We start from the raw sequence: 20,970 nt of genomic DNA on the forward strand, positions 1-20,970 counted from the left end.
CTTAGATTTACCCACTTTTCTTATCTCATTGTTTTACTTAAAATTACTTTAAAATAATAACTATATAATTAGTTTAGCAAAAAAGAATGGATTATATAAGATTTAATAAATTTTTAACAAAAAAGTGTTAGTTATTTTTTAAATTAACTAACACTTGATTTTACTCTAATGTAATATTTACTAGTTTATTTTTCTTAATTTTTCAAATTCCAACGACAATAACCAATAATAAAATCAATCCAATTGCTGCTGTTGCAACTGCAATAACATAAGGCGATAAAGAAATAATCAACAGCATTCCGGTACTTTTAAAGACTACATTAGCAATTAAATTCCATAATAATTCCGCAATTACATAACTTAAAATATAGCCACTGACAATTGCTAATAAATAAAATCCTAACACAATTAAAATAATTTTTCATGTTGGGTATCCAAGAACTTTTAGAGTTAATATTGTTCGCCGGTTTTCATCAAGAACCATCGAAATTAAAACAGCTAAAATTAAAGCAACAATAATAATTGTTAATCCTTCTAACACATTAAGAATATCACGAATAGTTTTCATTCCTTGCGAATAATTATTCCGCAAAGTATCAAACGGCCAAATTTTATTTAATCCATTTAATAATTTCAAGTTTGTTCTTAAATCAAGGGCATTAGCGAAATTAATTTTCTTATCACTATCAAACATTGTAAAATTATAATTATTTGTTAATGAAAACGCTGACATAATACGATACGGCTGCAAACTTATCCCATTTGGGCTAAGACGAGAAGCAATAACATTGTAATATGATCCCGTTGGAAATTTAATTCCTTTTTTTGTTATCTCAACTCATTGATTCATGACAGTAACTAATGAGTCTTCATTCATATAAATATTACCAGAACTAATATCCGCATCATTTGATCCGACTATTTTAAAAGCAACCGGAACATATCCAATCGCATTTGTAATTCGGACATTTAATTTAAAAATATCACCTGGGCTAAGATTCATTGATTGGTAAACTCGTTTGGATAAAAGAACTGGAATTGGTTCATTAATTGGTTTATTTAAATCAAAGGACACTGGCTGATCACTAATTTGATAACCAAAAACTTCTTTTTGTGCAACATCTGGTGAAGTATATTTTGACCGATAATTTAATAATTGATTTCGTTTTGTTTCATTGCTTGATAAACCAACAACATTTAATTGTGAAACAGGATTTCTAGCATTTCTCACATCATCTGGACTTCAACCAGCTGATAAAAGGACATAGGGGAAATCATAAGCCTGATCATAAACCATATATGGTCCTAAATATATATCCGGATATTGATCATTCGTGGCTGTTCCTAAACTATTTATAATATTAATTCCAGTAATAATAGTTTGAATATCTGCTTCTGTCAAACCTTGTCCAATTAAAGCTGGTTTTATAATATTTATTATTTCAATTAACCGATCTCATCCATTGATTCAGTCTCCCGTTTTATTATCTTTAATTTTATAATTAACAATTGCTTTAACTGTATCCGAACTTAAATATGGATATTTATTAGTACTAGCATCATATTTAATTTTACTTTCAATAAGATTAGGCGCACTTGGATCACCAATAATATTTAATAAATCGCCACAACTTTGTTTTATATCCGTCGGATTAGGACTAGATAATTTTAAAAAGCACATCATTGGATCTGGAAAATTAAAGGTTTTATCATTATCTAAAACCTGGGTACGGTAATAAAATTGGTCACGTTCATCTGTTGTGATTCATTTATAAGTTTTATCATTATCTGCTTCTTGGGCAATATCTTGCTGGTCAGAAGAAGCAATTAAATATGATTTTATATCATCTTTAAAATATCGAAAAGAATTATCAACAATTCCCTGGGCCATAACGCCAGCATCTAATTGAAAAATTAATAAAAAGGACGAAAAAGCCAAAACAATTAGAACCATCATTCATTTTCCAAATGATTTTAAAGCAAAGGTAAATGATAAATGAACATTAAAGGATAAGCCAAAGTGAGCATATGACCTTCCTTTTTTTACTTTTTTAGCTCGTAAATGTAAATTTGATCCTTTTAAATCATAAATTAAATCTAATGCTGTACGACTTAAAAGAATAAATGAAATTAACAATGCAATAGCAATAAAAATAAATGGAATAATAATTGTTGCTGCAACAAAAATAATAGGATTAAAGTAGAAAAGCGATAATGGCAAACCAATTGAATATAAATTAGAAGAAGTAAAATATATCTGAAGCGGTATGCTTAAAACTCACCCCAATAAACAACCAATTAAAGTCGTAAATACAATATTAAAAGTAAAAACAAAGGACAATTCATGACGACGATATCCTAATGATTTTAAAACTCCAATCTGTCGTTTTTGATTAAAAATATCTTTTTTAATAAAAAACGCAATGATAATTAAAATAATAATTGAACAAGCAATAGCAATTGAAGTGTTAATAATAAAACCAGTATTTGTTAACATGACCACTTGACCTGCCAATGATGACTCAAAACCAACAATGGCATTATCTGGTGCAACAAAATAATTGCTTAAAGCTTTACGCAGTAACGTTATTTTCTGCGGATCTGTTAAATCCCCATTAACATTAATAAACCCTGTAAAATTTTCTGTCCCATTAGAAAAGTTTTGTTTAATTGCATTATAATTGATGTCATTCATAAATAATAATGCACCGTTTCTTAAATCAATTGTTTTCCCACCAGCAGCAAGGGTTGATAAACTTGCCAAATTAGGATAAATATTACTGTACTTTGCCCCATAACCTGCAATTTTAAATTGTAAATTTGAACTATTTCCTAAATTAAAATTACCGCCAAGCTTTAAAAAATTATAATCGGCATATTGTTTACTTAAAACAATATTATTTTTAGCTAACTCAGTAATTGCTCTGCCAGCTGTGACATCATAGAGACGATTAAATGGTGTATAAAAAATATTATCTCCTCGTCAACTATCACCATCAAATAATAATTTCTTATTTTTGTTAACATCAACTGCACTAAAATACTGCGTATCTTTTGCTAAATTATTGGCAGTAAACTTATAACTCATATCATAACTAAGTTCTAACGTAACATTGTCGTTATCAATCAAATCTTTTAATTGACTCCCCGCGGGATGATTAATAATATAACTTAAAAATGCCGAAGGAAGATTACCATTAAAATTCTTAACTAACGCTGTAAAGGAAGCAGTCCCGATTTCTTCATTTAAATACGACGGTTTTTTTGACCATGTACAAATTTCATTATTTATTAAATCACAATTTAAACCTAAAACATCCGCTTTAATAGTATTAAAACTTAAACGATTATCATCAATTTTAGTTGTATCATAAAACTGGGCTAAAAAAGCACGATTATTTTCATTTATTTTTCAATCTTGATTTTTTTTATAAACATTATTATCAATATTTAAACTATCCATTCGAATTTCATATTGATACGGAATACTATTTTTTCTAACATCATTTAAGCCATTTTTGACTTGAAAAACAGTCGAAAAAAGGGCTGTAAAAGTTAATATTGCTCCAATGATAAATAAAATCAACCCAATAAACTGAGTTATTTTTTTTGTAAATCCCCGAGTAGCTTCTTTTGCAAGATTTAACATATTAGTCACCTATCCCAAATATATATTAAATTTATTATATAAGAAAAAGTAACTATTTTAAAAAATATTCCAAATTTTTAATCACCTAAATAGGCACAACTAAATCGTTTAATTTGATAAAGCATCCGTACTAATTCACATCCAATATCACTTAATTGGTAAGAAGAATATGTAACATTATTTTTAAGATAAACTTTTTTAACAATAATATTTTTCGCAATTAAATTATTTAATGTTTCTGTTAATACTTTTCTGGCACAGTCCTTTAACAGGTAATGTAATTCATTAAAACCACATTCTTGTTCATTTAATACATTAATGATTTTTAAAGATCATTTTTGGGAAATAATGTTAACAAAACTTTTAATTGTTGCCACATTATGATCACAACAAGTACTCTTACAACGACATTCAAGACCGCAACAAATTTCATCTCTAATGACACATTCGCTCATAGTATCTCACCACTTTTCACTATTTATTATAAAACTTACTAAAATAATTTACAATTAACTTTTTTGTAAAAACAAAAATAGCCGCTTATAAGCGGCTATTTTTATCGTCCAATTAATTTACGAATAAAATCATAAACTAACAGTAATAATAATGGCATTCCCATCATCACTAAGGATATAATTGACATTTGTCATGATAATAATGGCGAAGTTTCAAAATTATTTTCATTAGCTGTTGATAAAAAGATTAAATTTAACCCTGGTACATAGATTATTAAAAAGTTCAATATTAAAGCAATCAACGATGCCCCTAATAAATAATAATTTGTTGGTTCCATTTTATGAAAAGCCTTAATGCGATAATTTGGTAACCGAATGGCAAAAGCAAAAATAACTGGTGAGCATGCCATTACTAAAATTGTTGCAATTTTGGAATCTTCAAGATTATAAAAAAGGTCTTTTCCAATAAAAAAGGTTGCAATAACAATACCTGCTGTAACAAGTGCTAAATACAAAATTGTAATTAAACTATTAGTAAAAAAAGACTCTTTCTTATTCCGTGGTTTATCTAGCATTAAACGATTATCATTATTACCTAAACCAATTGGAATTGCCATTAGCGTTTCAACAACTAAGTTAAATCATAAAATATTAACCGAATCAAATGGCTTAATTTGCGTTGAAACAGAAATAATAATGAATGCCAAAACATTAGCTAATTGCGCCGCACAAACAAAAGCAATTGCCCGCTTAATTTTGTGATAAACATTGCGACCTTCTTCAACACCACGAATAATTGTTGAAAAATTATCATCCTGTAAAATAATATTCGCTGCCTCTTTTGAAACATCAGTTCCTATTATGCCCATTGCTACGCCAATATCGGCCCTGCTTAAACTCGGAGCATCATTAACCCCATCGCCAGTCATAGAAACAACATAATTCATTGATTGTAAACATTCAACAATTCTTGTTTTATGATCTGGATTAACCCGTGCAAAAACAGAAACATCTTTAAATTTTTCTTGTAATTGATTATCATCCATATTATCAATTTGATGACCAGAAATGACATTTGCTTCTGAAGTTGCTAAATTTAAATCCTTTGCAATTGCTAAAGCTGTTGCTTGATGATCTACTGTAATCATAATTACTCTAATACCTGCTTCATGCGCTTTTTAACCGCTTCAATTGCTTCTGGCCGTGGTGGGTCAATCATTCCTACCATACCTAAGAAAATTAAATCACCCTCAATTTCTTTTTTATCATATTCTTTAAATGCAAAAGCCAAAACTCGTAAAGCCTGATTTGATAACTCCAAAGCTTTTTGCTGTAATTCCTTTTTCATTGTAAAAGTTAAAGGAACAATTTTATTATTTAAATAAATTTTATGACAATATTGCAATAATTGATCAAGGGCCCCTTTTGTATAAACAAATTCTTGTTTATTAACTCTATTAACAGTTGACATTAATTTTCGATCAGAATTAAAGGGAAGTTCTAAAATACGAGCATATTCTTCACGATATCTAACCTCACTAATTGTAAATCTTCTTGTAAAATCAATTAGGGCAATTTCAGTTGGATCACCAATTCGTTCTTTTTTTTTGATTAATAGCATCATTACACAATGTTAAACAATTAATAAAATGGAATGCTCCCCGATTATTTGTTTCAAAATGAAAAGCACTTTCTTTCATCGTCTCATTATTAAAAATTACTTCTTTTACGGTCATTTTATTTTGTGTTAAAGTCCTGTCTTATCAGAACAAATAACATTTACTGATCCCAAGGTTTCAACAGCATCTAATTTTTTTACAATGACATTCACTCGTGCCATTCGTTTCACCGATAATGATAAAATAACAGACACGATAACAACTAATGACTCTGGAATGACAGCAATTGCAATTGTAACTGAGGCCATTAAATTAATTGGTCAACTATTTTCATCAGTCAAGAAAAAGAAAACAAAAACAAAAATTGCTAATAAAATAGCAAAAATACTTACTACTTTTGTTAATTTTGTTAATCTTATTTGCAATGGTGTTTTTTCATGTTTTGTTCTAACAACTACCGCTGCAATTTTTCCAATTTGACTATTAATAGCACTGGCAACAACAATTCCAACGGCACGACCATTAGTAATAAAAGTTGACATAAAAGCCATATTACTTTGCTCAGCTAAAATTAACTTTTCGTTTGCAAGAAGATTATTATTTTTTTCAACAGGAACTGATTCACCTGTTAAAGCAGATTCATCAATAAATAAATTGCTTGCTTCTAAAATACGAATATCTGCGGGAATATATTTTCCAGCCTCCAAAATAACAATGTCACCAACAACTAATTCATTCGCTGGAATTTCAATAATATTGCCACCACGTTTTACAACAGCAAGTGGAATCGTCATTTTTTTTAAAGACTCTAACGATTTTTTTGCTTTAACTTGCTCAATTGTTTGAATAAAAGCATTCAATAAAACAATACATAAAATTACGATAAAATCAATCACATGAATCCTATTATTAACAACTTTTTCAATAACAACTGAAGCGATACCAGCAATAATTAAAATAATTGCCAACGGATCTAATAATGAAGATAGAAAAATTATACTTCAACGTTTATTTTTTGGTTTTGGTAATTCATTTTTGCCATTTTTAACTAATTTTTCTGCTGCTTGTTCTACTGATAGGCCTCAATTTAAATTTGTCCCAAACTCTTGCTCCAGTTCCTTATCTGTCTTGTTAAATCATATCACTAATTATTGACCTCGCTTTCTTTCCCTTTATGTTAATTTTATTTTAAATGTTCAAAATATAGTTCCTATTTTACTTTATAATTTAATTTTATAATATAAATAAGTAAATTGGATAAATTAATTAAAAAAATAAAAAAAGTTTATAAAACTTTTCTTTAATTTTGTCGAAAACTCTTGATATTTATAGAATATATCTAATTTTAGGTATATTTTTAATATATAGAGGTAAATAATTGATGGAAAAAATAATTACAGAATTAAAAAACAGTTTTACAGATGATCAATTTTTAGAATTTGCTGAAAAAATAAAAAAAGAAGCAGAAGTAATCAAAAAACAAAAACGTTTAAATGAAATTGATCAAAAATTTAGAGATAAAGGCATTATATGTCCTGATTGTAAATCTTATCATTGTGTTAAAAATGGTCATAATCCCGAAGGAAAACAAAAATATTTATGTAAAAAATGTCGTGCTAGTTTTGATGCTTTTCGTCATCATTTTACTTATTGAAGTCATTTAAATTATGAACAGTGAAATTTATTAATTCAAATTTCATTATTAGGACAATCTAGTAAAATAATTTCCCGTTTTATTAAAACAACACCAAAAACTGCTTGATATAATCGTCAAAAATTAATGCAATCAAAACAATTAGAAAATACTCAATTAAAATTTAAAAAATTAAATGGTCAAATCCAAATTGATGAAACTTTTATTAAAGAAATCCATAAAGGTAATTTTAAAGATAAATTTGATAAACGAAAAACTCATCTTGATCCATTTTCAACTAATACCAAATGCTGTATTCAAATGGTAGTTGATAGCAATAATAATATTTTTGTTCAATCCACCAATACCAAACGATTACAAAAACAATGAATTATTGAAAATATGAATAAGCAATTAATTAAAGAAAAATCAATAATTATTTCTGACATGCAACCATTATATTTATTAGTAGCAAAACAAACAAATTCTACTCTATATTCTACCAAAACTAGTACAAACCCTGATACTAGTTATCGAAAGTTAAATAAGATTAGTAAATTACAATCCAGTCTTAAAGAAGCCTTAATTCATTATCATGGTTTGGGTTTCACTAATATTCAAAATTATTTAAATCTATGAAAATGAAAATACCAACATAAAGGTTTAACACCAAAACAACAATCAACGGTATTATATTTTAATGTTTAAAAAATTTAAAGCAAAATCATGATCTTAAACAAAATTATTTTTCAAATTGTCATATTGATGATTTTTTTATTTCATCAAGAGTTTTCGACAAAATTAAAGAAACTTTTTGAATAGTTTCAAATAACTGATATTTTTAATTAAAAAATGTTTCTGATAACTTGGTATATTAATAATAACCTAAAAAGATTATTATTTATATATCTCAATTAAAAGAAACATTGTACTTGTAAAAATTTTTATTTCAAATATTCAAAGTTGTGATTTTGTGTTTTAGAAATTTACCCCTTAAGAACATCAAACTTATAGTCACTTCATAAGTAATAAAATGGCGTATAATAAAATTGTGAACTACCAAAAGTAAATGTGGCATCATAACCACCATTAAATCAAAAAAGATTATTATTTTTATCGTAGTCTAATTGTCTGCTAGCTCAACCAGTAACTTGTTTAAAATTAAGTAAATCTAAATCTGCTAAATTTTGTTTAATAACATTTTCATCATTAATAAAATGTTTAAATAAAATTACTGGTAATGTATAATTTGTTAACTTATCCTCTAAATATCTTTTAACTAACTCATTTCATACATTATCAGAAACATTAAAGTGATTTTTCCCATTAAAATTTACTTTATAATATTTCAAAAATGCGATAATGATATTCGCAAAATTAGTTATTTTTGCTTCTAATTTATCTCTTGTTAAAATAACTGTTGATATAAAATCAACATTATCATTAGTTTTAAAATAATCCGATAATTTTAGTACATAAATATTAATATAATCTAAAGAAAATTTAAATTTTCCTAATTCAAGATTTAATTCAGCGTCAAGCTTAGGCACCACTGATTTAATATATAAACTAACAAAATCAGCTGCTTGGGCTTTATTAATATTATTATCTTTAACCCATTTGCTTAATAATGAAGGCCCAGAAGCATCACCATATCCATTATAGTAAAACCCACGGTCATAATCACTATCAAATAAAATTGTTTGATTTGCTAAAAAGTTTTGATTTTTGTTATAAGTAATCATATCTTTTAAATTTGCATTTCCTTGAATAAAACTAGTTAATTTTGTTTTATAAATATTATCAATCGCATAAATATCCCTTTTATAATCAATATTAAAAGCATCATATAATTTTTTAAAATCACCAGTAGTTATATCAATTTGACTTTTATCTTTAAAGAAATCAACAATATTTTCCTTAAAATAATTTAAAGTTGCCCCTTTGACTAAATTAAATTTTGTTAAATTACTTGCCATATTAAATCCTGCATAATATTTATTTGGACTAACCAAATCTTTAAATTTAACATCATATTGAACACTAAAGTTAATGCCAACTGCTTGTAAATCACCAATATCAGGCAATTTTGATAAGGTAATTAGCTGTTTAATATCAATAAAAGTTAAATCTATTTTAACATCACTTTCTTTAAACGAAATTGGATCACTATTTATATAATAGTTTGAATATTCATTTTTAATTTCCCGATTAACATTATCAAAGACTGCTCTAAAAGTTGATAAGAATTCATTTTTAATTGCTAAATCATCTTTATTCTTATCATCTAATTCATAAGTTTTGTTTTTGTCAGAAACTCGTGTATATGCTACTGACATATAAGCATTGTTTCGCTCAATATCTTCTTTAAAAGATAAGTTTTCAAAATTTTCTCTAACCTTCTGACTAATTTTATTTATAATTTCAATGTCTCTGAAACTATCATTCATTTCATCTTGGCCATCGCTATTATCTTTACTTGCTTTTGGAGTACAACTCATAACAGTAATTGTTCCACTTGTTGTTAATAAGAAAGTACCTAATAAACTTAATAAATTTTTCATAATTTACTCCTTAAGAAAATATTATTCATCTTATTTATTATATATTAAAAAACAAAAGAATACTACTTTGCTTTTTCCGCTAGTTCAATTTCCTTTTGTAATTCCGTACTAATTAATTCTTTTGTTAAATATTCCGCAGTTGTCGGTAACTCTAAATTAATTTTTGAAAAATAACATATTTCAATAATACCGCTTGCTAAGATAAAATCAAAGATATGACCGCCACCATCTTTTGCTGAATTAATAAAGTGTGCATGAAAACCATGTACTCCTAAAGTATTGGCGAAAGTAGGCGTTCAAAAACCAACAATATCTCCTTCTACATTACTACTGCTAACCACCGCTTGGTGCGCAGTTGCTGCTAATAATGTGGGATACGGTTTTTCTTGATATGAAACTGTCCGTGTCTTCATTTCTAAAAATGAGCCCTGAACTTTAATACCATAAAATAAATTTAGACTTGGCAAATTTTTAAGAATAATTTTTTGTAATTCTTCATAATTAGACTGCTCTGAAATAATAATTTTTTTATGCGCTTCAAAAAATGCCACCGAAGCAAAAGGCGTTGTCATATCTAAATTAACTAAATTTACCTTTCCATCAACTTTTAATTGATATGCAACTCCATTTAAGACAATTAATTCACCGTCTAAATGATCAAAAGTTCCTAAACCAAAATCACCTTGTTTTAATAAAGTATGAAAATCAAGTACTCCATCAAAATTACCGGCGGCTAAACTTGTAATTGTTGAAAATTGATAAATCTCTCCATATTTTTGAATCATAACTAATAAATCTCTTTCTCTAATAAAGTTTTTCCTAGTAAAATATTTTCACTATAATCAACAGGGATATCAATAACAACTGGTTTATTAGCCTTTAAAGCTTGTTGCAAAATATTTTCTAACTCACTTGGATGATTAACTCGCAATCCGATTGCCCCAAAACTTTCTGCATATTGAACAAAATCAACTGGTCCAAGTTCAACTCCTGATGTTCGATTATATTTCATATTTTGCTGAAAAGCAACCATATCAAAAGTACCGTCAGTTCAAATTAAATGAATAACGGGTAAATTTAAGCGAACAGCAGTTTCTAATTCCATTGCGGAAAATAAAAAACCTCCATCTCCTGACATTGAAATTACTTTTTTTCCAGGACGAACTAATGCTGCTCCAATTGCTCATGGCAAAGCAACACCTAATGTTTGCATTCCATTACTAAATAATAATGTCCGTGGCTCATATGAACGAAAATGACGAGCCATCCAAATATATAATGAACCAACATCAACAGTAACAGTCACATCATCACTAATTAATTTTCGAACAGTATGAATAATATGCAATGGCTGGGTTGAATCCGATTTTTCAGTATGTTTTAAATTTTGATTATTTTCTAATTGTAATTTTAAATTATCCAAAATTTTATTTTCATTTGAAGCTAATGCTAATTTATCAAATCCAGCCGCAAATTTTTGCAAAGTTTTTGCAATATCACCAACAAGTTCCAATGCTGGTTGATAATAATTGTCAATATCAGCAATCACTTCATCAATATGAATAATTTTACTATCTTTGTTTTTATTTCACACTTTTGGGTCATATTCAACTGGATCATAACCAATCGCAATAACTAAATCCGCATTATCTAATAAAATATCTCCTGGTTGGTTTTTAAATAACCCTACACGACCATAAAAATGTTGTTCTAATTCACGAGAAATAACTCCAGCCGCTTGGAAAGTTTCAACAACAGGTAATTTTGTTTTTTCAACAATTTTACGAATTGCTGCTGTTGTAACTGCATCTGAAGAACGCATCCCTAATAACAATACTGGCAATTTTGCCTGATTAATTTCAGCAATTAAATTAAGAATTTTTTCCTCGCACGCTGAACCCAAACCATAATTAGAGGAAAGAACTAACGCCTCATGACTAATATCTTCAGCATTAACAATATCTTGGGGTAATGAAACAAAGGCTGCCCCTTTTCGCCCTGTTGTTGCTTCCCGAAAAGCATTTGCCAAGACTTCTGAAATATTATTTGAATGAACTACTTCTTTACTATATTTTGTGATTGGTTGGAACAAAGCAGCATTATCCATTGCCTGATGCGTTCTTTTTAAACTATCTTCTCGCCCGACATTCCCAGCAATTGCCACAACAGGATCACCTTCCGTATTTGCTGTTACTAAACCTGTTGCAAGATTTGAAGCACCCGGTCCACTTGTAACTAACACAACTCCTGGTTCTCCAGTAATTCTTCCAACTGCCGCTGCCATGAATGCAGCATTTTGTTCGTGTCTTGTTAAAATTAATTTCGGCCCACGGTCAACTAAAACATCAAAAACCTTATCAATTTTAGCTCCTGGAATTCCAAATATATATTTAACATTTTGATTAATTAAGGTATCAACGACAATATCAGCACCTGTTTTTTTATTTTTACTCATTTTTATACCTCCTGAGTTTTATACATTAACATTATTAAAAAAATGAAATCTTAGAAAAAAAAATTTCAAAATTGAAATGTTTTTTAAGCTTTACCTTTACATCCAAATCAAGTTGTTAATTCATCAAAGGTATCTTTGATTGCTTCATAACCTGGTTTTAATAATTTCCGTGGGTCAAACCCTTTTCCATTTTCTGGTTTATCTTTGCCCGCTTCAATATATTTCCTTGTTGCTGCTGCAAAGGCAATTTGTAATTCAGTATTAACATTAATCTTACTAATTCCTAATGAAATTGCTTTTTTAACTTGTTCTTGGGGAATGCCACTGCCACCATGAAGAACCATTCCAATTTTGCTAGCTTTTTGAATATCTGCTAGAGCATCAAAATTTAATCCTGGCCATCCTGTTGGATATGGACCATGAATATTTCCAATTCCTGCAGCTAAGAAATCAATTCCTGTTGCAACCATTTCCGCTGCTTCTTTTGGATCACCAATTTCACCAGCTCCTACAACGCCGTCTTCTTCACCACCAATTGTTCCAATTTCAGCTTCTACTGAAACTGCGTTTGCTTTTGCATAAGCCACTACTTCTTTTGTATTTGTGATATTTTCAGCAAATAGATGATGACTACCATCATACATTACTGAAGAAAATCCAGCATCAATTGCTTTTTTACAACTTTCTACTGATTGACCATGGTCTAAATGGAGGGCCACTGGAACTTTGATGTCTAATGAGTCTAATAATGCATTCACCATTGCAACAACTAAGTTATAACCACCCATATATTTAATTGCCCCTTCTGAAGCCCCCAAAATAATTGGTGTATTTGTTGCTTGAGCTGCTTCCAATAAAGCTTTGGTTCATTCTAAATTATTAATATTAAAATGCCCAACCGCATATTTATTCGCATGCGCCTTGTTAATCATTTCACTAGCATTGACTAACTTTGCATGGTATTTTTGTCCCATAAATCTTTTCCCTTCTAAACATAAATTCTTACGCTATTATTATAAACTTTTTATTTGAAAAAATCGTATAAAATAAGGTATTTTGCGAATTTTAATTAATTTACCAAAAATTACCAAAAAAAATAGGGAAAAGAAATAATTTACTAAAATTTCTTTAATTTTGTCGAAAACTCTTGATATTTATAGAATATATCTAATTTTAGGTATATTTTTAATATATAGAGGTAAATAATTGATGGAAAAAATAATTACAGAATTAAAAAACAGTTTTACAGATGATCAATTTTTAGAATTTGCTGAAAAAATAAAAAAAGAAGCAGAAGTAATCAAAAAACAAAAACGTTTAAATGAAATTGATCAAAAATTTAGAGATAAAGGCATTATATGTCCTGATTGTAAATCTTATCATTGTGTTAAAAATGGTCATAATCCCGAAGGAAAACAAAAATATTTATGTAAAAAATGTCGTGCTAGTTTTGATGCTTTTCGTCATCATTTTACTTATTGAAGTCATTTAAATTATGAACAGTGAAATTTATTAATTCAAATTTCATTATTAGGACAATCTAGTAAAATAATTTCCCGTTTTATTAAAACAACACCAAAAACTGCTTGATATAATCGTCAAAAATTAATGCAATCAAAACAATTAGAAAATACTCAATTAAAATTTAAAAAATTAAATGGTCAAATCCAAATTGATGAAACTTTTATTAAAGAAATCCATAAAGGTAATTTTAAAGATAAATTTGATAAACGAAAAACTCATCTTGATCCATTTTCAACTAATACCAAATGCTGTATTCAAATGGTAGTTGATAGCAATAATAATATTTTTGTTCAATCCACCAATACCAAACGATTACAAAAACAATGAATTATTGAAAATATGAATAAGCAATTAATTAAAGAAAAATCAATAATTATTTCTGACATGCAACCATTATATTTATTAGTAGCAAAACAAACAAATTCTACTCTATATTCTACCAAAACTAGTACAAACCCTGATACTAGTTATCGAAAGTTAAATAAGATTAGTAAATTACAATCGAGTCTTAAAGAAGCCTTAATTCATTATCATGGTTTGGGTTTCACTAATATTCAAAATTATTTAAATCTATGAAAATGAAAATACCAACATAAAGGTTTAACACCAAAACAACAATCAACGGTATTATATTTTAACGTTTAAAAAATTTAAAGCAAAATCATGATCTTAAACAAAATTATTTTTCAAATTGTCATATTGATGATTTTTTTATTTCATCAAGAGTTTTCGACAAAATTAAAGTAAAATTTTGTTCGCTCTTTAAAATCATATGTTATTATGAGAGTACTATATGGCAACATATAGTAAACAAACAGAACTTATCATTACCTGATGGATGGGCCTCCTAAAAGGTAATTCCCAAAGATAGGTATCCGTTAGTAAATAGTTTTTTCTAAAGGGCACGCCTTATATAAGGTGTGCCCTTTTATTTTAATTTTTGGCAATGAGAACAATAATATGTCCCCCGCCCGTTGATAAAGATCTTATCGACTTTATTTTGGCACTTAACACATTCTATATTATTTCGTCCATGAACTTTTAATTGTTGTGAAAATTTTCCATCCATTCCTGGTTCAGGATGATAAGTTGCAATGGTTGTTCCGCCCTCGTCAATTGCTTTTTGTATTACAAGTTTTGTATTATCAATAATATTTTGATAATCCTCTTCAGTTAAATTCTTGGTCCTTTCCCCTGGGTGAATTTTTGCCGCAAATAAAATTTCATTGGCATAAATATTCCCAATTCCAACAATAACATTTTGTTCTAACAATGTTGTTTTAATTGGCTGTGACTTATTTTGCCAAGCATTTTGTAAATATGCAACAGTAATTCGTTCATCAAATGGTTCATATCCTAATTTATTTAATGGTGGTTGTTGTAAATACTCATCTTTTTGATATAAGTGCATTGTCCCAAATTTTCTCGTATCATGGTAACGTAATTGAAATTGATGATCAAGTTCAAATAAAACCATAATATGTTGCCACTCCCCTAATTCATCTTTTTTTGTGAAGAAATATTTTCCTTCCATTCGTAAATGGCTAATTAAAACATAATCATCTAAAATAAAAAGCAAATTTTTCCCCATTCGATCAATTTGATTAATTTTTTGCCCAACAATTTCTTTAATAAAAGTTTTTGAATCTGCTGGTGCTTTTATTATTTTATTTCAGAAAATTTGACAATCAGTAATTGTTTTACCCACAACATATTTTGTTAAAATACGGCGGACGGTTTCTACTTCTGGTAATTCTGGCATGTTGTTCCTTCTTTCTTAATTAACAGTTTAATTTTATTTTTATATGTTATAAAAATCAAGTTATCAATCTAATAACATTAAGATATAATAATTTTAAGAGATAGGAGGGGTAATATGCCCGAATGAGGAATTATTATATTTGTTATTAGTGCTATTGTCATTTTTGCAATCGCGATTTATGTTCCAATTATGTATCAAATTAGAAGCATAAAATTTAAAAGAGAACGAACAGTTGACCGTAAAATAACCGTTGACAAGTCAAACGAACATAGCCACTTATTATTGGAAAAAGCAATTAATCGTCCATTTTATAGTAAATATTTTACTAATTTAAAAAATGAATATGAAATAGAATCATTAAAAACAAAAATTGTTTTTAATTTAGATCTTTTCGAAAGTGATTATAAAAATATTATTGATATGTTGGTTACGGCAAGTGATAAAAAATATCGACCACTAATTACGTATTTAATTGATACTAATTTAAATCTATTAATAACAAATATCTTTTCTGAAGTGACTAATCATTTTATTATTCCTAATTTTGAAGTTTTAAATGAAAAATGAGAAATTATTAATGACGTTTCTGATGAATATTATGCCCAATGAATTTTGGATTTCCGACAACAAACAATTAATTTTATTTGTGACACTTATTTACCTGTTGTTTATCAAAATATTCTTACTCTGATTGAAACTAAAAATATTACAAAATATGAAAATGAAATTAAAGCAATTATTACGACAGAATATCAAGCAATAATTTTTAATAGTTTGGAAAAGAAATTTATTAGTTTAGCTACTGAAATGATTACAAATTTTGACAAAATTGATAACGATATTAATAATGACGAAGCAAAAATAAATTTATTAACAGTTGCTCAAAATTTTAGAGTTGATTTTGATAAAATTTATAATCAAAGTTTTAGTAGTTGTAAATTGTAAATCCAATTAGGACTTTTCCGACCCTTATTAACCAAATAATAACATCATTGGAAAATAATGCAACACTTTTTATGTTATTTTTTAATTTGTTCTTATTTTAGCACAGTAAAAAATAGTTTTAATAAACTTTTAAAATAATTCTACTTATAAATTAATGTCATATATTCAAATGCTTGTTTAGAAGTTGTTCAATTCAGACACGGTCGTAATTTATTATTAATCGTTTTCATTATTCATTGTAATTTATTATTATTAATTTTATTAAAATCAGTACCTGTAGGTAACCAATGCCTAATATCTCTATTCATTCTTTCAACATGTGGTTTTTGAGTTGGGGTTCCTGCATCACAAAAATAAACATTTGTATTAGTAATCTTTTCAATATCTTTTCATTTACTAAATTTTTTACCTTGATCAGTTATTATTCCTTTAATACATTTTTTAAAAATACTTTTCTTAAATATTTTTTTAATTGTTTTAATAACTTCTTCTGCTGTTTGTTCTTTAAGTTGTTCAGCAATAGTAAATTTTGTTAATTCTTCTGTAAAAGTAAGAATAGATGATTTATGGTCTGCACCAACTAGACAATCCATTTGAAATCATCCAAACTCATAACGATCATGCTTAGATTCTTCAATTGTTCTGTAATTAGATAATTTACCTCGATTATCATTTGCTTTAATTGTTTTTCTACGCTTCCCATGAAAATATAAATTTTTTTTGTTCAAATTAAATAATCCTAAATAAATATATTTATATAAAGTTTTAAAACACATTGGAAACTTTTCCTCAAATTCAATTTCATACATTTTGCAAAGTGTTTCAGGTGTATTATGTATAGTATTAAAATTCTTATTTAATCATTTAATTTGCTTAAATGTTAAAGTAATATGCTTTTTACATTTCTTTCTTTTTTTAAGATATATTTTTTGTGATGAGACTGCATCATATTGTTTAAAGTTTCTAAATTTTTTAATTTCTAATGATATTGTATTTTTACTTCTTTTCATATATTTTGCTATTTTTGATAAATTAGGTTGTCCATTCTTTTTTTAAATAAATCAGATAGTAATAAATCTTGCAATATTGCTTTTTCATCCATACTTAAATGTTTAAACTTTTTCATGACCCTAAATCCTTTCTGAAAATAGTTTTAACATAAAATTAAAAATTTATAAAATTTATCTTTAATTTTGTCGAAAACTCTTGATATTTATAGAATATATCTAATTTTAGGTATATTTTTAATATATAGAGGTAAATAATTGATGGAAAAAATAATTACAGAATTAAAAAACAGTTTTACAGATGATCAATTTTTAGAATTTGCTGAAAAAATAAAAAAAGAAGCAGAAGTAATCAAAAAACAAAAACGTTTAAATGAAATTGATCAAAAATTTAGAGATAAAGGCATTATATGTCCTGATTGTAAATCTTATCATTGTGTTAAAAATGGTCATAATCCCGAAGGAAAACAAAAATATTTATGTAAAAAATGTCGTGCTAGTTTTGATGCTTTTCGTCATCATTTTACTTATTGAAGTCATTTAAATTATGAACAGTGAAATTTATTAATTCAAATTTCATTATTAGGACAATCTAGTAAAATAATTTCCCGTTTTATTAAAACAACACCAAAAACTGCTTGATATAATCGTCAAAAATTAATGCAATCAAAACAATTAGAAAATACTCAATTAAAATTTAAAAAATTAAATGGTCAAATCCAAATTGATGAAACTTTTATTAAAGAAATCCATAAAGGTAATTTTAAAGATAAATTTGATAAACGAAAAACTCATCTTGATCCATTTTCAACTAATACCAAATGCTGTATTCAAATGGTAGTTGATAGCAATAATAATATTTTTGTTCAATCCACCAATACCAAACGATTACAAAAACAATGAATTATTGAAAATATGAATAAGCAATTAATTAAAGAAAAATCAATAATTATTTCTGACATGCAACCATTATATTTATTAGTAGCAAAACAAACAAATTCTACTCTATATTCTACCAAAACTAGTACAAACCCTGATACTAGTTATCGAAAGTTAAATAAGATTAGTAAATTACAATCCAGTCTTAAAGAAGCCTTAATTCATTATCATGGTTTGGGTTTCACTAATATTCAAAATTATTTAAATCTATGAAAATGAAAATACCAACATAAAGGTTTAACACCAAAACAACAATCAACGGTATTATATTTTAATGTTTAAAAAAATTTAAAGCAAAATCATGATCTTAAACAAAATTATTTTTCAAATTGTCATATTGATGATTTTTTTATTTCATCAAGAGTTTTCGACAAAATTAAAGAAATTTATTGACATTATTACGATTAATGATATTATTACATTGTAATATAGCATATGGATTTTTCCGACCCTAAATTGCTACTTAATTACAAAAATATAGACTTGCAAAAGTCTTTTTTTTATGTAAAATAAAGGTAATAAAAAAGGAACTTGTGAGAGTTCTTTTATTTATCAGATATTTATTTACTCTTTTATTTAATCATATTCATTAAATAATAGCAATTTTAATATGCAAAAAGGAGTAAAAAATGGTAACTTTTAAGACTATTTCGGGTAAAACTAAGGATTTTTTGCGTCAAAAAGCGGACAAATTGAGTAATAAAAGAGCATATTTATACTACTTAAAACTCCCATTTGATAATTGACAAGATGAAGTTGATACAAAAACCGTTGATTTTATTAGGGATACGATAAATCAATTAGAAATAGAATTGGAATTAGCTTTATTAAATGACCAATATGGCGGGGGTAAGAAAATATATGTTGAGAAATATGTTAAAGATACAAATATAAATAATTCAAATATTGTTGTTACCTTTGATAATGTCGAGTTACCAAAAATAAATGAGGTGATTAAAGATGCTTAAACATTTTTTACATTTAGATGAAATACCAAGATGATTTTATCAAAAGAATGTTCCTAATGCACCATGAAAAGAAATATATAACCCTGCTGATGAATATAATGAAATAGGAAGTCGTTTTAGTGCCAAAACATTTATGATTAAAGATAATTCGATTGGTAAATCATGTGCTATATCATTATTAGTAAATAAACCAATATTTATTATTGCAGTACAAAAAATGGGTAAAGATATTAGAAAAGGAGTATTTGAAAACATACAAAATACTCTTAATTCTATGAATATTAATTATAAAGTTAATTTATCTGAACACTCTTTTACATTAGATAATGGTACTTTTATTATTTGTAAAGGATTACACTCTCAAACTAAAAGAGAAAAATTAAAAGCCTTTGCTGATTTAGGTAAATATGAATTTGCTATTGAATGAAGAGAAGAAGCAGATCAATTAACACAAGAAGATATTAGTGAATTAACATTTGCAGTTCGTGGTGCTAAAAGAAAGTTTGTTATTAATTCATCTAACCCTGAATCATTAGGAAGATATATTATTAAATATTGTAATGAAATAATGCCATTTGATGAGCAACTAATGCGATTAAAATATGATCAAATAGGTAAATTTAAAATTAATTATTATGAAAAAAATAAGAAATTTACTAAAACAATTATTATTCATTATTCTAGTTGAAGACTTAATACTTATTTAGATGAAAGTGTTAAAAGAGACCAATTAGAAATGGAAAGAAGATGACCATCAAGAGCAAGAGTATGAAGTTGAGGATTGCCTGGGCAAGTACAAGGTGCTGTATTTGCTGAATATCTTAAATTTACTAAATTAACTTGAAATTTTGATAAAATCCTCGCTGGTGTTGATTATGCCCAAGCAGATAGTCCTAATGGACATAAAACAAGTGCTAGTTTATGAGTATATAATTCAAATTTAAAAAAAGTACATAAAATAGGTAAATATACTCACTCAAATGCAACTATGGACCATAAAAATATATTTGAACAAGCACATGATGTTATTCAATTTTATTTATCTAGTTTAAAAAATAGTACTATTTTTATTGAAAGTGGTTTAACTATTAATGTTGATTATGGTGGAGGAGGAGAAGCATTTATTGATGTTCTTAATGAAATAAAATTAAAATATAGATATGGTAAATTATTAAGATTTGAAAAAGTTGATAAAAGTATCTGGTTAGTTACTAATAGAGTTAATTCGTTTCTTGCAGTAATGATTAGTGATAAAATGACACATGATTTAATTTTAGAAGAAAGTAATACTGAATATCCAATGATTCAGTGAAAAGAAAAACCAAATGGTGGTAAAGAAGAAATAATAGATTTATATGATGATGAATTTGACTCTTGGATAGGTTAAGATAAATTGGACAACAATAATGTAGAGTAAATATTTATAATTAAATTACAATGGAGGTGTAAT

16 protein-coding genes and 1 pseudogene are annotated in these 20,970 nt (G+C 26.9%); 6 read left to right on the plus strand and 11 right to left on the minus strand.

Annotated features, from left to right (window positions below; genetic code table 4):
• Positions 1-160 precede the first annotated feature (160 nt).
• The 5 genes from ACQH24_RS07695 to ACQH24_RS07715 all read right to left on the minus strand — a co-directional run bounded on the left by ACQH24_RS07695 (position 161) and on the right by ACQH24_RS07715 (position 6,868).
• A complete protein-coding gene (locus tag ACQH24_RS07695; RefSeq protein WP_425379972.1) occupies positions 161-3,649 on the minus strand; it encodes an FtsX-like permease family protein in 3,489 nt (1,162 codons plus the stop codon).
• Positions 3,650-3,726: 77 nt separating this feature from the next.
• On the minus strand, positions 3,727-4,104 hold the full coding sequence (locus tag ACQH24_RS07700; protein ID WP_425379973.1) for a winged helix-turn-helix transcriptional regulator: 378 nt from the start codon (positions 4,102-4,104) through the stop codon (positions 3,727-3,729).
• A gap of 101 nt (positions 4,105-4,205) precedes the next feature.
• A complete protein-coding gene (locus ACQH24_RS07705) occupies positions 4,206-5,252 on the minus strand; it encodes an HAD-IC family P-type ATPase (protein ID WP_425379974.1) in 1,047 nt (348 codons plus the stop codon).
• 2 nt (positions 5,253-5,254) lie between these two features.
• Positions 5,255-5,728: a hypothetical protein gene (locus ACQH24_RS07710; RefSeq protein ID WP_425379975.1), complete on the minus strand. Its 474-nt coding sequence runs from the start codon at positions 5,726-5,728 to the stop codon at positions 5,255-5,257.
• 123 nt (positions 5,729-5,851) lie between these two features.
• On the minus strand, positions 5,852-6,868 hold the full coding sequence (locus ACQH24_RS07715) for an HAD-IC family P-type ATPase (RefSeq protein WP_425379976.1): 1,017 nt from the start codon (positions 6,866-6,868) through the stop codon (positions 5,852-5,854).
• A gap of 236 nt (positions 6,869-7,104) precedes the next feature.
• Here ACQH24_RS07715 and ACQH24_RS07720 point away from each other — a divergent pair, with 236 nt between their 5' ends.
• The gene (locus tag ACQH24_RS07720; RefSeq protein WP_425379371.1) at positions 7,105-8,064 is read left to right on the plus strand and encodes a transposase; all 960 of its coding nucleotides are present in this window, start codon (positions 7,105-7,107) and stop codon (positions 8,062-8,064) included.
• A gap of 278 nt (positions 8,065-8,342) precedes the next feature.
• On the opposite strand, the gene ACQH24_RS07725 is transcribed toward ACQH24_RS07720, so the two are convergent.
• From ACQH24_RS07725 to fba, 4 genes are all read right to left on the minus strand, one after another.
• The gene (locus tag ACQH24_RS07725) at positions 8,343-9,920 is read right to left on the minus strand and encodes a hypothetical protein (protein WP_425379977.1); all 1,578 of its coding nucleotides are present in this window, start codon (positions 9,918-9,920) and stop codon (positions 8,343-8,345) included.
• Between the two features lie 62 nt (positions 9,921-9,982).
• Entirely contained in the window at positions 9,983-10,705 is a 723-nt protein-coding gene (gene budA, locus ACQH24_RS07730; RefSeq protein WP_425379978.1) for an acetolactate decarboxylase, read from the minus strand.
• Positions 10,706-10,707: 2 nt separating this feature from the next.
• The gene (alsS, locus tag ACQH24_RS07735; RefSeq protein WP_425379979.1) at positions 10,708-12,375 is read right to left on the minus strand and encodes an acetolactate synthase AlsS; all 1,668 of its coding nucleotides are present in this window, start codon (positions 12,373-12,375) and stop codon (positions 10,708-10,710) included.
• An 83-nt stretch (positions 12,376-12,458) separates the two neighbouring features.
• Positions 12,459-13,349 carry a class II fructose-1,6-bisphosphate aldolase gene (gene fba, locus ACQH24_RS07740; RefSeq protein ID WP_425379980.1) on the minus strand — a complete coding sequence of 297 codons (891 nt, stop codon included), beginning with the start codon at positions 13,347-13,349 and terminating at the stop codon, positions 12,459-12,461.
• 235 nt (positions 13,350-13,584) lie between these two features.
• Between fba and ACQH24_RS07745 the strand changes: the two genes are divergently transcribed.
• Positions 13,585-14,544, plus strand: a complete 960-nt coding sequence (locus tag ACQH24_RS07745; RefSeq protein ID WP_425379371.1) for a transposase — start codon at positions 13,585-13,587, stop codon at positions 14,542-14,544.
• Between the two features lie 283 nt (positions 14,545-14,827).
• On the opposite strand, the gene mutM is transcribed toward ACQH24_RS07745, so the two are convergent.
• Positions 14,828-15,661 (minus strand): DNA-formamidopyrimidine glycosylase, encoded by an 834-nt coding sequence (mutM, locus tag ACQH24_RS07750; protein ID WP_425379981.1) that lies wholly within the window; start codon positions 15,659-15,661, stop codon positions 14,828-14,830.
• Between the two features lie 114 nt (positions 15,662-15,775).
• On the opposite strand from mutM, the gene ACQH24_RS07755 reads away from it, so the two are divergent.
• The gene (locus ACQH24_RS07755; protein ID WP_425379982.1) at positions 15,776-16,606 is read left to right on the plus strand and encodes a hypothetical protein; all 831 of its coding nucleotides are present in this window, start codon (positions 15,776-15,778) and stop codon (positions 16,604-16,606) included.
• A 140-nt stretch (positions 16,607-16,746) separates the two neighbouring features.
• On the opposite strand, the pseudogene ACQH24_RS07760 reads toward ACQH24_RS07755, so the two are convergent.
• A pseudogene (locus ACQH24_RS07760) lies at positions 16,747-17,732 on the minus strand (IS30 family transposase).
• A gap of 142 nt (positions 17,733-17,874) precedes the next feature.
• On the opposite strand from ACQH24_RS07760, the gene ACQH24_RS07765 reads away from it, so the two are divergent.
• The 3 genes from ACQH24_RS07765 (at position 17,875) to ACQH24_RS07775 (ending at position 20,907) form a co-directional block, all read left to right on the plus strand.
• Positions 17,875-18,834 (plus strand): transposase, encoded by a 960-nt coding sequence (locus ACQH24_RS07765; protein WP_425379371.1) that lies wholly within the window; start codon positions 17,875-17,877, stop codon positions 18,832-18,834.
• A gap of 347 nt (positions 18,835-19,181) precedes the next feature.
• A complete protein-coding gene (locus tag ACQH24_RS07770; protein ID WP_425379983.1) occupies positions 19,182-19,520 on the plus strand; it encodes a hypothetical protein in 339 nt (112 codons plus the stop codon).
• Positions 19,513-20,907 (plus strand): PBSX family phage terminase large subunit, encoded by a 1,395-nt coding sequence (locus ACQH24_RS07775; RefSeq protein WP_425379984.1) that lies wholly within the window; start codon positions 19,513-19,515, stop codon positions 20,905-20,907. The genes ACQH24_RS07770 and ACQH24_RS07775 overlap by 8 nt, the downstream gene beginning before the upstream one ends.
• Positions 20,908-20,970 lie beyond the last annotated feature (63 nt).

The sequence above is a fragment of the Spiroplasma endosymbiont of Stenodema calcarata genome, assembly GCF_964031205.1.
In the GTDB taxonomy this organism is placed as follows: domain Bacteria; phylum Bacillota_I; class Bacilli_A; order Mycoplasmatales; family Mycoplasmataceae; genus Spiroplasma.